Below are 13,262 nucleotides of genomic sequence, written 5' to 3'. Positions count from 1 at the left end.
AACCGTAAAGGCGTTGACTTCCAAGGGAAAGCTGTTATTATACGCACCCATAAGCCGGAGGGATGGCAGAGCGGTTGAATGCACCGGTCTTGAAAACCGGCATAGGTTAATAGCCTATCCAGGGTTCGAATCCCTGTCCCTCCGCCAAGTATTACGAATAAGCCGCTGATTTCAGCGGCTTTTTTGTGTCTGTAATTTAGCCATTGCTGTGAAACATCGAAGGTGCTCGGTTGGCGGCACAGATGTGTATGATAGTACCCATTAATTTTCACTAAATTTGGGGAAGCCTCCGTGAACACGGAAAGTCACTCTCAGCTTGCTACTTTGATCTAGTCGGTCGCTGCCCTATTACGCGGCGATTGACCTAAGCCCCGCGCAAGTTAGCAACCACAGCATGGGCGGCATCTTTGAAGAACTGATTCGCAAGTTCGCCGAAAGCTCCAACGAAACCGCCGGGGAGTACTTCACGCCTCGCGATATCGTCCACCTGACGACCTCACTAGTGCTGACAGGCCAGGAAGAAAAGCTCAAGCCCAATAGCATTGTTACCGTGTATGACCCAACGGCGGGCACTGGCGGGTCTCTTAAAGCGACGAGTACGTTCAGTAGGTCAGCGTGGGTGTGACGGTCTCGCTGCATGGGCAAGAGCTGAACCCCGAGACCTACGCCATCTGCAAGGGCGATATGCTGGTTAAAGCAATACGCTTTCCGACGACCAGCTGGCGGGCGCTTTGACTACATGCTTTCCAATCCGCCGTCTGGTGTGGAGTGGAAGAAGGTACAGAAGCAAGTCACCGACGAGTTCTGAATGCTTTTAGGCGCTGCCTTAAACAGCGCCTAAATGTGACAAGTGCTGGTATTTGCCACGTAGCTTTTCCAATGTCGTTCTTATGCCGCTCAGCGTTGAGCACCTCTGAGGTACGTGTGGCCGTCAGTATCAAAAACTGAAGTATTTTTAATGACATACTGTTGTAAAGCTGAACAGAACCTATAAATGTCGCTACCTGGTCATAAGGCATAGCAGGGTGGTGGTTCACCTTTTGGATCCTTGACAGCTTAGCGAGCAATTTGTCGAGATGGCGACGCCAGCGGGCAGGGTTAAGCGGGTCGCTATATTCATGTGCCTTTCCTGCATCTAGTGCTGAATATTAGATAGCCTTTGAAAAGCTCTAGCTGAAGTGAATGGCGCTAATCCAGTAGCGATTCGCCCGAACGTGTCAGCAGTGCTTTTAGGCTCGGTGATTCAAATCGCCGTTGAATAGTAATCGCGTAAAACTCCTCCCAAACGCCGGGTAGTGCGCCGTAATCGGTTAGCGTGCCGTTATGCAGTTCATCGCGTACAACAACCGGCGGCATGATGGCAATGTGCTGGGTGTCTCTGGCCAATAGTCGCATCATGGCCATGTCGTCTACCTCGGCAGCAATCTTAGGTGAAACCCGGTAATGGCTACAGAGCTGGTCAAAGGCGTGGCGGGTGGCATTTTCAACGCCTGGCAGAATAAAAGCATGTTCCTTTAGACCGCTAGGAAATACCGGTGGCGGCGAGAGGTGGGGCGATGCAATTAAACTCACTGGCTGGCGCGCCAAGCGCTGCGAGCGCCAAGGGTGCTCGCTATCGCCACGTACAGGCTGGTTCGAGAGCACTACGTCTAGCTTATGGGCGGAAAGCCTCCGCAGTAGATCATCTAGCCCACCGCTTTGCAGTATTAAGTCCAAGTCGTCTCGGCCCAATAGCGGCCGTACAAAACCCTCTTGAAAATTACGTGACAGCGTCGCTACTGCTCCCACTCGCACTACCTCTCGGTGGGCGTGACCACCTTCAGCAAACAGCGCGCTTAGCTCTTCGCCTTGGGTGAAGATAGTGTCGGCATAATCAAACGCTAGTCTGCCCGCTTCTGAAAGATGTAGCTGCCGACCCTCGCGTAAAAAAAGAGGTTGTCCTAGACGCTCTTCCAGCTGGCGAATTTGTTGTGAGAGCGATGACTGAGACACATGTAGCGCATTGGCAGTACGGGTCAGGTGGCCTGATTTAGCAACTTGCCAGAAATAGTAAAGATGGTGGTAATTGAGCTTCATGGAGGTGTGCCTTCAGCAGCGGTTTAGCCTTTCGTTCTTTTTTAAAGAACGTTTTATCAGAAATAAACTATTTTTTATATGATGACGAGAGGGGCATAGTCGTTGGCAAACGATTAGGGGGGAAAGGCTATGCCAAATGTCGTCGATATAACGGTGTTTTCATTGCTGTTGCTATGGTTGCTGGTCCCGATATCGCTACTGCTGATGGCGGGGATTAGCGCACGCGCCAGCACGTCAGAATCGCTGCAGCGCGCTTGGAAAATCAGCCGCTGGTTAACGGCAAGTGCTTTGGCTGCCAGCCTAGCGGTGGGTGTGCTGCTGTTGCTCGATGCACAGGGTGTGCCCACAGGCCTGCCTGAAGCGGCCCAGCCACTGGGGCTATATCCTGATGGCTTGGCGGTGTGGATGGCGCTGTTGATTAGCTTGTTAGGGACGGTGTTGTTGCGTTTTGCAGAGAACTACTTAAAGGGCGACCGCGGCGAACGTCGTTTCTTGCCCTGGTGTTTGGTGGTGTTAGCGAGCGTTATGTTGCTGGTCTTTACCCACCATTTGGTCGTTATGTTGATTGCCTGGGTAGGCATTAGCGTGGCGCTGCATCATCTACTCACCCTTTACCCAGAGCGGGTGGAAGCGCAGCGGGCGGCATGGCAAAAATTCATAGTAAGCCGCTTGGGGGATGCCGCGCTGATCGTCGCGGTGGCGCTGCTATACGCTCGTTTCGGTACTTTTCAATTACCTGAGCTGTTTGCCGCGGCGGCCTTAACTCCTGGCGGCTGGCAAGTCGAAGCAGCCTCGGTGGCATTAGCTATTGCTGCGCTGTGCAAATGTGCTCAGGTGCCGATGCATGGCTGGTTAATCAAAGTAATGGAAGCGCCTACGCCGGTCTCCGCACTGCTTCATGCGGGGGTGATTAACCTGGGAGGCTTTGTGTGGCTGCGGCTGTTTCCGGTCTTCGATGGTCTGACGCTTGGGCACTATCTGCTGATTGTCATCGGTGGCTTCACTGCGTTGGTAGCCGTCATGACGATGTTGACCCAAGCCTCTGTAAAGCATGCCCTTGCATGGTCAACCTGTGCGCAGATGGGCTTTATGCTGTTCGAGATTGGCGTTGGAGCGTATACCTTGGCGCTGGCCCATTTGCTGGCGCACTCGCTCTACAAAGCGCACTCCTTCCTGGCCTCTGGGCGTACTGTTAGAGCATCGCGCTGTGTACGTTTGCCGCTTGCGTCGCTGCGTCAGCGGCTCTCTCTGGCGCTACCCGCTGCAGCACTAGCGGCGGGGGTTTTGGTCGTTTGGCCTGCGCTCGTCAGCCACAACCCGCTGTTAGGTGCGCTACTGAGCTTAGCAGTAGGCAGTACGCTGCTGGGCATGCCGCTAGGTACCGCCAAACTTAATCGCTTGGGAATGTTTGTCATGGCGCTGGCCTTGGTGCCCTTGTATGCCTTGCTACATAGCTTACTAGCGCCTGCGCTGCCAAGCGCTTACACCCCTTTAACTTTCTCGGCAGGCCTGCTTGGTGGCATGGTGCTGGTAAGCATGGTGCTAGTCGCTGGATTGGTCACGCTCTTTCCTCAAGCGGCGTGGGTTGCCCGTTGGCGCGTCCACTTTAGTCAAGGGTTGTATCTTGCGCTGCCGTTTCAGCGCGTGGTGGACGCAGTTGCCCCCATTCGTGCTTGGCGGCGTGCCTCATCGCCTGCGCCAGATTTAAAAGGAGAGTGGTCATGAGAGCGACTATGAGAGAGTCCATGAAGCAATTTATGGGAGAGCCCGCTGCAATGGATGCGACTACCTCTACAAGCCAACAGTCTTTTCAGTATCGTGACGCACTAAAGCGGGCGACCGATGCTATTGCACCCGTTTGGCCGCTTGATCAGTGGATTGCGGTGAATCCTTGGTGGGGCTTGAAACATCAGCCCATCGAACAGGTCAGCCATGATCTGAATCGTCGGGCTGGGCAGCCGATGACCATGCCTGCTCAGTTTTATCGTCATGCTTGGGAAACCGGTCGGATTACACCGCATGACTTGCGCCAGGCCCTGCGCCAGGGTAGTTACGCCTTTAGTGAGCAGCGCTTAGTGGATTACTTGGCATTGCCCGCTAAACCTATTACGTCGCTATGTAGCGCTTGGGACATTCTAGAAGCGCAGACGGGATTTGACCCTATTGCGGAGAGCTGCGCTAGCTACTTCGATCAACATCAGCAGCGCTGGGCAAGCTGTTCTGTGCCTTCACTTTATTATGCTTGGAAAAAAACGGTACAACACGATTTGCGCTGGTCAACAGAGCAGCGATGCTCGTTGCAGTCGCTGCCAGATAACGCCGCTGCAGCTAGTGAGCAGGTAGCAGCGGATTGGGAATTAACTCCCGATGCATTTGAAGTGTTAGCTCATACGCTACTGTTACGGGTGAATGGCTGGGCCTCATGGTGTCAAGGAATTAGCTGGCACACGCCTGAACAGCAGAAGGAGGCTGGCATTAGCCAGCTGGTGGCAATGGTGTTGGCTTGGGAGTGGCTAGGGGTTCGCCAGCTTAATCAACAACAGAAAAGTGAATGGTTTGCCCAGTGGCAAGCAGCGGATGCTGCTTTGACCACTCATTATGATCATGAAGCGCTATGGTGTTGGCAACACGCCTACGAAGTGGGTTATCAGCGGATGTTAGCCGCTACATTGACTGCGCCTAGTACGTCGTCACCTCCGGCTGCGCAGGTGCAGGCAGCGTTTTGCATTGATGTGCGTTCTGAGCGGTTTCGTCGCCATTTAGAACAAGCTGCCCCCACTGTGGCAACGCTTGGGGTGGCGGGTTTTTTTGCTATGCCGGTAACCGATGCCGCGATCGGACCTGAGCGCGCTCTTCCCCGTGTGCCTGGTTTGTTAAAGCCCACCTATCGGGTAGGGGCTACACAGCCTCAGCAGCAGGGTGTCAAGCGCTATCAGAAAGAGAGCCAGCGCCAAAGCGTACGGCATGCGAAGTACGCGCCGCTTTCAACCTTTACTCTGGTCGAGACTACTGGCATTGCCTGGGGCTGGAAGCTGATTAAGGATAGCCTGCGCAAGCAAGCACCGGTGGCACAGTGCGATGCGCCTGCTGGGTTGTTCCATACTTACGATGGGGAGCCAATCGCGCGTCACGAAAAAATAGCGCTAGCCAAAAACCTACTCACCCTGCTTGGCAACCTCACTGCACCGCTGCTGGTGCTAGTGGGTCATGACTCTCAAAGTGAAAATAACCCACACCACGCCGGGCTAACTTGCGGTGCGTGTGGCGGGCAGGGCGGCGGAATGAATGCTCGGGTAGCCGCTGCGCTACTGAATGATCCGGACGTGCAGCAATCTGTTCAACAAATGGGCATTTCATTACCTAGTGCGTTTTATGTACTGGCGGCGACCCACTGCACCCTAACGGATAGGGTACATATTTATCGGGATAAGCAAATGCCTGTGGGGCTAGAGGCTGCACTCACTACGTTTGAAAGCGGTGTGCAACGTGCTGGCGAAGCCACTCGGCTTGAGCGTGCTTCGGCATTGGGCGTGGATGAAACTACTCACGTTGCGCGCCTGAAAACCCTGGCAATGCGCGGTGCCGATTGGTCGCAGCCTCGGCCAGAGTGGGGGCTGGTGAATAATGCTGCCTTGATTTTAGCTCCGCGGTCTCTTACCCAAGGAAAAATGCTCGAAGGGCGTGCATTTTTGCATGACTACCACCCTTCCGAAGACCCCGATGGCAAGGTATTAGAACGGCTGATGATGGCGCCCATGCTAGTGGCTAGCTGGATCAATCTGCAGTACTACGCATCCACTGTGGTGCCAGAGCTGTATGGCGCAGGCAACAAGCTGCTGCATTCAGTCGTGGGAGGGCATGTTGGTGTCATTGAAGGTAACTCGCCACAGTTGCGGATTGGGTTGCCCGAGCAGTCGCTTCGCGATGGTGAAAAATTGCATCATGAGCCGTTGCGCTTAACCGTGGTGATCGATGCGCCTAAAGAGCGTATTGAAGCAATTTTGAAGCGCCAGCCCGTGGTGGCTGATTTGATAAACCACCGTTGGTTGTGGCTAACACGGATAGGTGATGAGGGCGTAGAGTGCTATACGCCGCAGGGCTGGCAGCCTGTGCTTGCCGATTGAAACCCCGTCACTTATTAAATGAAGTAATTTTCAAGTAGCTTACGAGGTGAATAGTGGCAACGCGACATTAGTCTTTTAGTGAGCATGCTAATATTTAACCAGAGTTAATACGTCAATAGATCAAGAAATGTCGATATTCTTTGGTAAATAGAAGAATTTTTGTAGTAGCTAAACAGTTTTTCATAGTATTTTGCGGCATCGTCACGTTATTGACTGTCAGCAGGATCGTTTTATGCCCCGGAAGTTGGTTGGATTCAGCCTAGTGCTAGGCTGGGGTACGTTTATTGTGATTGCTTTTTGGCTATTTACTTACAAAAATCTTCGCCTGTTTGCTGACGAACAAGACGTATTAGCTCAATTTCCGGCGGATGTTGCTCAATCCATGACGAGCATTGGTCCTTTGCCAACTCAATCTATCGGGCGTCTTATTCATTTTTGGAATCCCGCCTGTCGTTGCAGTCGCTTTAGCCAAAGCCATGTTGAAGAAATCATAACGAGCTACGAAAAACAGGGCATTGATTTTGTCGTGGCAGTGCCAAACCAGAGCTTAGTTGATAGAGCGTTAACTACGTTCCCAAGGGTATCTGATGTAATTGTTATTAATAATCTAGAGGGGCTTAGCAGTCCCTCGGCGGTTATCTTTGATTCACAAAATACGTTGGTCTATTTCGGTCCTTATAGCGATGGTGCCTTCTGTTCAAGTGATGGAAGCACTCCCGTTGAGCAGGTGCTAGATGGCGCCATTACCCAGCAAAGCGTGACACCGTGGCTTAATTTGTCCACTTTTGGCTGTTATTGCGATTGGCCTAATTAAAAATCATTAATAAGCTAATCATTAACCCCCATATCTACCTAACGACAGGGACACTTCTTTCATGCAGTTGAATAGACTCGATAAGGATCTTTTTCATGAGCAGTGGCAAGATGCGAGCCTCCTCATGTTTAAAATCCTCATTGCCCAGGGAGTGCTAGCGCTGGCACTTGCTAGTTGGTATTCCACTTGGCTGGAGGCGCTCATTATTGGCGTGCCGACAGTAATACTAGGTGGTTACTTAACCTATTCACAAGGAAGTGACTTACTAACGCGTCTTTACATGGGCGCAGCATTTATGGTGATGACTGGGCTGCATATCCACCAAGCCCATGGGCTTATTGAAGTACACTTTGGATTGTTTGTGCTGTTAGCAATCCTTCTTTATTACCGCGACTGGCGTGTCATTGCTGCGGCTGCTGTTGTGGCGCTTATCCATCACCTTTCTTTTCATGTCTTACAAAGCATGGATATAGGCATTTATGTCATGCCTGAAGCGAGTCTGAAGATGGTCCTTGTTCATGGTGGTTATTTAGCATTTGAAGCGGCTGTGCTCGTGGTACTTGCTAACATTATGGCGGGTGAATTTATTCGTTCGCAAGATGCACTTAATGAAAGCGATCGCCTGGGAAGTGAGTTGCAACGCCAGCGTGCGGCATTATTAAGTGAAGTTGAGCAAGCCATTAATAATATGGCAGGCCTCTCAAGCCGAGTCTCGTCGGCCTCTGAAAGCCTATCATCAGCGACTACACAGCAGGCGGCTAGCGTTGAACAGACAACGGCATCACTGGATGAATTAAGTGCCACTGTTGCGCAAAATGCTGAAAACGCCGTAGAAACAGAAAGTGTTGCTAATCAAGCCGCTAGGGATGCAAGTGACGGAAGTGCTGCCGTTTTACAGACTATTCAAGCCATGCGTGATATTGCCAGTAAAGTCAAAATCATTGATGACATTGCGTTTCAGACGAACTTACTGGCTCTTAATGCCTCGGTGGAGGCGGCAAGGGCAGGGGAGCACGGTCGTGGTTTTGCTGTCGTAGCCTCTGAAGTGCGTAAGCTGGCAGAAGGAAGTCGGCTGGCTGCTCAGGACATTGGTGCAACTTCTACCCAGTCGGTAATTACGGCAGAACAAGCAGGCGAGCGTATTAAGGGATTAGTACCTGCCATCGAACGGACTGCTCAATTAGTGCGCGATATTGCCAGCAGCAGCCAGGAACAGTCGTTAGGTATCGAGCAGATCAATAAGGCGACTTACGAGCTGTACCAAGGCGCGCAAGATATTTCAAAACTTGCAGAACAGTTGACGAGCACGTCGCTTGAAATGGAAGAAACTGCGACCTCTTTGCAACGCGAAGCGTCTGTTTAAGATCTGCTTGTTTTTTATCTACCGTGTTTTTGTGCTGTGTTTTGCACTGAGTATTTTTCCATAAAGCTAGCCGCGTCTAATGACGCGGCATCATCGGAAAATGCACGGTTAAAAGGTTGTTTAGACTCGCTTCTTTGATAACAGAGTTTAGCAACCTAAGAGCTTAGTCATCTAAGAGCTTAGTCATCTAAGGGCTTAGTCATCTAAGGGCTTAGCAACCGAGAAGCGAGCTGTCGTACAACCAAGTGCAGTATGTCTTCAAGTACTGTTGGTTAGTGTTGTGCAGCACTAAAGGTCGTACTGTTCCCGGGCATAGCCCCCAAGGCCAATAGCATCTAGGCGAGATAGGGGGGCAAGGAAAGTCACTTGTATCACGCCCGGTGCACGGCCAATTTCTATAGCACCGTTAATGGTGGCTCGATTACGGATTTCAGCGACACTCATATTAAGTAGGGTAGCCGCTCGCTGAAGGCCGTTTTCAATTGCCTCATTGAGGTTAGCAGCGGTTCCAATCACCGAGATTGGCGCTAGCGGCTCAATGTTTTCTACTCCCCATTTTTCTGCCAATTGCTGGCCTTTGGCCTTTTCAGATGCACTAAACGGTTTGGCTAATGGTGGCAGATCTTCCAGCAGCGGGAATAAAACGGGGCCGTCCAGTGGGTAGTTTTTCACGACTTCTACCTGAAGCGTGACGCTTCCTGCTACATCCATAGTGTGCCCAGCAATTTCGCCATCACCCTGGCCTGCATGCATATCTCCCATATAAACCCCTGCGCCTGGCACCTTAACAGGGGCAATAAGGATGGCGCCGGCACGAACAGCATCAATATCCATGTGTCCGTCGGTTTTGTGCGTAGCTAATTGCTCGGGCGTAATAGCATACTCATGTGGCGCCCCGATCAAGAAAGCACCAAAATCACCAGCGTTGTGGCTGTCTGGCATTGGCATTGACGGGCAAGTACCAAGCTGCCCCATAAACGGCCGTGTGCGAATTAGCGTTCCAGGCATATCTGATGGTGCATAGTTAAGAATAGAGTGCTGTCGGCTGCCTGGGGGTAAAGCTGAGTAATGGTCAGCGCGTTGGGCAATGGTAGTTGCCACATTGCTAGGTACGGTAAGCCCGATTGTTCTGTCATCGTCAAAGGTGACGGTGTAGCCATGGACTATTTCGAAGGGTTTTACAGGGTTATTGCAGGCATCACACTTTACGGCATCTTGCCCGATGCCATCGATATGGGTCTCGGGCCACAGTGTGTCACAAACAGGGCAGCGAGCGGCAACGTAGGGGTCGCCAAGGCAAAATCCTTCGGGCGAGCTATCATGTCCAGACGCGGTCGCGATAGAGGTAACGGCAATATCGCGAATACGGATGGCAACACCATCACCTACTTCTGCGCCCTCAATAAACACGGGAGTAGTCACCTCATGTCCGCCGCGAAGACGTGGGGTAATCATCGGTCCCCAACAGCCAGGTGCAGTGTTGGCTGTGATGGTTCCCCCATTTTTAACTGGTCCCAACATGGGGGCATTGGGGTCTAGCACACTGTTAGTAAATTCTTGCACAACAACGTGTTGCTGAACGGTTGATGACTTATCTATGGTATGTTGCATGGGAGGTATCCTTTTGTTTTTTATGCATTTTTATACAATCGACCGCTGCCTATCACATGCTTAACCCTAAAGAGTCTTTATAGGTGGCTGTTGTTAGGGCGACGCTTTTGAATTTATCATTATTTTATTTTTTTAAACCTGAAAACTTCATTGGTATAGGATGTGTAGAGGTTATTCAGGCAAGCTATTCAGACAAGTTATCCAGAGTAGCGCTTCGTCCTGCGTGACTGACTAGGTCATTTTCTGTCTCTTTACCACTACTTCTTTAATTATTCTGAGGTGACTGATGCACACAACACGTATCGCTATTGTCGGCGGTGGGTTAGCAGGTCTTTACGCCGCTTACCTGTTAGAGCAGCAGGGAATTAGTGACTTTGTATTGTTAGAAGGGCGTGACGAGCTAGGTGGTCGTATTGCATCAGTAACGCCAGAAGGCAAGTCGGCGCCAGGACAACAACCTGAGGCATTTGATATGGGGCCTTCGTGGTTTTGGCCAGGCTTTCAGCATGCTCTTGGTGCATTGGTGGAGTCTCTGGGTATCGTTTCTTTTGCCCAGTTTGAAACGGGGGATATGTTGGTTGAACGTACGCTTAATGGAACCCCAGTTCGCATGCAGGGGTTTGTGAATACGCCGCCTTCAATGCGTTTAAAGGGTGGCATGAGCGTGTTAATTGAAGCTTTGCGCCAGCGTGTCGATGCTCAGAGGATAGTGACAGGTCAAACGGTTGAGCGTTTGTCGTTCAATGGTGAGGCAGTTGAACTACTAAGTGAAGATAAAGGTGGGCTTATACAACGCTATTACGCAGATCATGTTCTTCTGGCGGTACCGCCAAGACTTGCTGAGCAACGTATTACGTTCTCGCCAGCGTTACCAGTAAGTCTTGCCCATCAATGGCGGCACACAGCAACATGGATGGCCCCACACGCTAAATATGTCGCTCTTTTCCCAACACCTTTCTGGCGTGAACATGGTCTTTCTGGCGAGGCACGTAGTTTGATTGGCCCATTAGGTGAAATACACGATGCGTCCGATCCCAGTGGTCATGGGGCGCTCTTTGGCTTTTTTAGCGTGCCTGCAAGCGCGAGAAAAAATAGTAGAGAAAACGTCTTGCGGCAACGCTGCCGTGATCAATTGATCAGGTTATTTGGCCCGCAGGCAGGTACGCCTGTTATCGATATTATTAAGGATTGGGCTGTAGAGCCGTTAACGGCGACAGCCTCAGATTGCCAACTCGGTGAGCATAGTACGCCGCCGCCCGCGAGCGCTTTAGAAGGGCCTTGGCAGCATCGTTTAACAGGCATTGGTAGTGAATGGGGGCAGCAGTACCCTGGCTATTTAGCAGGCGCTATTGAAGCAGCAGAGCGCGGCGTAAGCGGTCTGCTAGCGTCAGGTCAGCTCTTCAGTGCCGATCGTTAGTGGATAGACCCTAAAGTTTAAGCACTTTCACACCGTAGTCCAACGGGTTGACGATACCTTCTAGATGGCCAAGTTGAGAGATGTCGCTTTGAGAAATAATGCTGCTTATATTCGTGTCAGGAAAGCGCAGGTTTTTGACGATGTGAACCTGGTTCGGCATCCCTTTAGCATCGACATCCATTACCCAGGCAAGAAAATTGCCAGAATACTTAGCCAAGCAGCCAATCGGGTAAAGTCCGTATACTTGCATGTATTCTACAAGCACCGTTTTGTCATAGGCTGTGTTGGCATTACTAACAACCCGATAGGCATCAAGGGGAGAGTGAGCAGGTTCTCCATTACGTGAATGTAAGTACTTATTGATCACTTTGATGACGGCTATTAGCCGAATGAGTGTTGATAACTGATAGTCGCGTTTTGATGCGGGATAGCCAGAACCGTCTAATCGTTCATTAGCATTCTCAATCACATCTCGGCAGGTTGGGCTTGGCTCCCAGCCTAATGTGTTCAGTTTTTTGAGCAGCTCTTCTACATGGCCACTCAGCATCAGCTTTTGCACAGGGTTCATATTCACGTTCAACGACGGTAACGCTTCGCTGACGAGCAATGGTTTGCCTGCGGTATGTAGCATTACGCCGAGCATCGCCTCACGTACCTGAGGGTCATGTGGGTCGCGTAGCAGTAGTAAGTCAGCCAGCAAACCTGTTACCTGAACGGCATGCCTGACCCAATCCGGTTCTTCTCTTAGAAATGCTAGGGCATACAGAAAGGCTTTACGGTCCTGTTCGACTAGATAGCGAAGCGTATCGACGCAATCGTATAAAATCTCGCTAGGAAACACGTTGCGGTTTTTCATATACATCAGCGCCACCTGAAGTTGATGGGCGACATCCAACACACCGCGTTCCATCGGTGGCTGGCGAGACCGCTTGTCACGCTCTAGGGTTTCTTGCTGCAAAATTTTCTTCTCCTTAAGACCTGGAATAAAAAGGGAAGAGTGATATGCCAGCTTATCGTTGGAGCCACTACGGTAGGCGGCTTCTCTTTCGGACTCGTTGACGAATTGAAATAGTATTTCAGCTTGTGAGGTTGATAGATTGGTGAACTCCACGCCCACTGCCGCATAGCCATGATTACCAAAAGGACGCATATGACGGATTTTGCCCTCAGCGAAAAAGCTGTCGCCGTTAGGAAACTCGAGCATCACACCAGGAATATCCTGGTTTACCCCGATGGCGATGCTATCCGCTAGATGAATATCGACCATACAGCCACCGATCGACAAGTTGCGCAATCGGCCTGACACGTTAAGCGTATTTGGGTAAACATCCAGGCCGACGCGGGCTAGCATACCGAGAATAAAGGGTATGCGAACGGCGCCTCTATTTTCTTGCACAAATACTGACTCAGGAAGCAAACACTCTAAACGATAGTGAGTGCTATCTGATTTCTGCAGTTTGGCAGTGACATTGCTAAGACTGTACGTTTCACGCTCAATGGTGTGAGCGCCTTTTAGTGCCTCCAGATCGAAGCTTATGCTGCCGTTGGTAACATAGCGCTCAATATCCAATCCTGCGTATTCGATTTCCAATACCATGTGCCCTGTGCTCAGATCTAGCTCTGCCACCTCTGCTGTTAAGGCATAGGGCATATCTTTACAGTAGACAGAAAGCTCATTCGTGTGCTGTAGCAACGAGCGAATTATATTGGCTGAAGGATTCTGGTGCTGGGCGGGGGGGAGCATCTGAAATACCTGCCTATGTGAGTCGTTTTTATTTGCCCAGGTCAAGGCACTGTTTTTAGTTGTTATAAGTGCAAACTCTACACATTAATTAGCAGTGTCATCAATTTAATCAG

At 51.0% G+C, this 13,262-nt stretch carries 9 protein-coding genes and 1 tRNA gene; 7 read left to right on the top strand and 3 right to left on the bottom strand.

Translation table 11 applies throughout. The features are described from left to right. The first annotated feature begins 56 nt into the window (after positions 1-56). Together M0220_RS16725 and M0220_RS16720 are read left to right on the top strand one after the other, a co-directional pair. A tRNA-Ser gene (locus M0220_RS16725) sits at positions 57-147 on the top strand. A 247-nt stretch (positions 148-394) separates the two neighbouring features. Next, positions 395-625 carry an N-6 DNA methylase gene (locus M0220_RS16720; protein WP_264018271.1) on the top strand — a complete coding sequence of 77 codons (231 nt, stop codon included), beginning with the start codon at positions 395-397 and terminating at the stop codon, positions 623-625. Positions 626-1,188: 563 nt separating this feature from the next. Here the strand turns inward: M0220_RS16720 and M0220_RS16715 are convergent. Further along, positions 1,189-2,076 carry a LysR family transcriptional regulator gene (locus M0220_RS16715; protein WP_030073069.1) on the bottom strand — a complete coding sequence of 296 codons (888 nt, stop codon included), beginning with the start codon at positions 2,074-2,076 and terminating at the stop codon, positions 1,189-1,191. 129 nt (positions 2,077-2,205) lie between these two features. On the opposite strand from M0220_RS16715, the gene M0220_RS16710 reads away from it, so the two are divergent. The 4 genes from M0220_RS16710 (at position 2,206) to M0220_RS17380 (ending at position 8,377) form a co-directional block, all read left to right on the top strand. Beyond that, the gene (locus M0220_RS16710; protein WP_051690169.1) at positions 2,206-3,801 is read left to right on the top strand and encodes an NADH-quinone oxidoreductase subunit L; all 1,596 of its coding nucleotides are present in this window, start codon (positions 2,206-2,208) and stop codon (positions 3,799-3,801) included. Beyond that, positions 3,798-6,200 (top strand): DUF2309 domain-containing protein, encoded by a 2,403-nt coding sequence (locus tag M0220_RS16705; protein WP_264018270.1) that lies wholly within the window; start codon positions 3,798-3,800, stop codon positions 6,198-6,200. The genes M0220_RS16710 and M0220_RS16705 overlap by 4 nt, the downstream gene beginning before the upstream one ends. Before the next feature lie 232 nt (positions 6,201-6,432). Further along, positions 6,433-7,014, top strand: a complete 582-nt coding sequence (locus M0220_RS16700) for a DUF6436 domain-containing protein (RefSeq protein ID WP_030073063.1) — start codon at positions 6,433-6,435, stop codon at positions 7,012-7,014. Positions 7,015-7,138: 124 nt separating this feature from the next. Then, complete coding sequence (locus M0220_RS17380) at positions 7,139-8,377, top strand: methyl-accepting chemotaxis protein (RefSeq protein WP_318784688.1); 1,239 nt, start codon at positions 7,139-7,141, stop codon at positions 8,375-8,377. Between the two features lie 288 nt (positions 8,378-8,665). Here M0220_RS17380 and M0220_RS16690 read toward each other — a convergent pair whose 3' ends face one another. Beyond that, entirely contained in the window at positions 8,666-9,988 is a 1,323-nt protein-coding gene (locus M0220_RS16690; protein ID WP_264018269.1) for an acetamidase/formamidase family protein, read from the bottom strand. Between the two features lie 286 nt (positions 9,989-10,274). On the opposite strand from M0220_RS16690, the gene M0220_RS16685 reads away from it, so the two are divergent. Then, the gene (locus M0220_RS16685; protein ID WP_264018268.1) at positions 10,275-11,405 is read left to right on the top strand and encodes a flavin monoamine oxidase family protein; all 1,131 of its coding nucleotides are present in this window, start codon (positions 10,275-10,277) and stop codon (positions 11,403-11,405) included. A 10-nt stretch (positions 11,406-11,415) separates the two neighbouring features. Here M0220_RS16685 and M0220_RS16680 read toward each other — a convergent pair whose 3' ends face one another. Further along, positions 11,416-13,149, bottom strand: a complete 1,734-nt coding sequence (locus M0220_RS16680) for a PilZ domain-containing protein (protein ID WP_264018267.1) — start codon at positions 13,147-13,149, stop codon at positions 11,416-11,418. Positions 13,150-13,262: the final 113 nt, after the last annotated feature.

Origin of the sequence: Halomonas qinghailakensis (genome assembly GCF_025820815.1) — a bacterium.
GTDB classification, from domain to species: Bacteria; Pseudomonadota; Gammaproteobacteria; order Pseudomonadales; family Halomonadaceae; genus Vreelandella; species Vreelandella qaidamensis.
This window is presented reverse-complemented; position numbering and strand designations above follow the sequence as displayed.

Excerpts from the sequence above, each read along its gene's own strand:
- M0220_RS16700 (WP_030073063.1), top strand. The coding sequence starts at position 6,433 with ATGCCCCGGAAGTTGGTTGGATTCAGCCTAGTGCTAGGCTGGGGTACG.
- M0220_RS16685 (WP_264018268.1), top strand. The coding sequence starts at position 10,275 with ATGCACACAACACGTATCGCTATTGTCGGCGGTGGGTTAGCAGGTCTT.
- M0220_RS16690 (WP_264018269.1), bottom strand. The coding sequence starts at position 9,988 with ATGCAACATACCATAGATAAGTCATCAACCGTTCAGCAACACGTTGTT.
- M0220_RS16715 (WP_030073069.1), bottom strand. The coding sequence starts at position 2,076 with ATGAAGCTCAATTACCACCATCTTTACTATTTCTGGCAAGTTGCTAAA.
- M0220_RS16710 (WP_051690169.1), top strand. The coding sequence starts at position 2,206 with ATGCCAAATGTCGTCGATATAACGGTGTTTTCATTGCTGTTGCTATGG.
- M0220_RS16705 (WP_264018270.1), top strand. The coding sequence starts at position 3,798 with ATGAGAGCGACTATGAGAGAGTCCATGAAGCAATTTATGGGAGAGCCC.
- M0220_RS17380 (WP_318784688.1), top strand. The coding sequence starts at position 7,139 with ATGTTTAAAATCCTCATTGCCCAGGGAGTGCTAGCGCTGGCACTTGCT.
- M0220_RS16720 (WP_264018271.1), top strand. The coding sequence starts at position 395 with ATGGGCGGCATCTTTGAAGAACTGATTCGCAAGTTCGCCGAAAGCTCC.
- M0220_RS16680 (WP_264018267.1), bottom strand. The coding sequence starts at position 13,149 with ATGCTCCCCCCCGCCCAGCACCAGAATCCTTCAGCCAATATAATTCGC.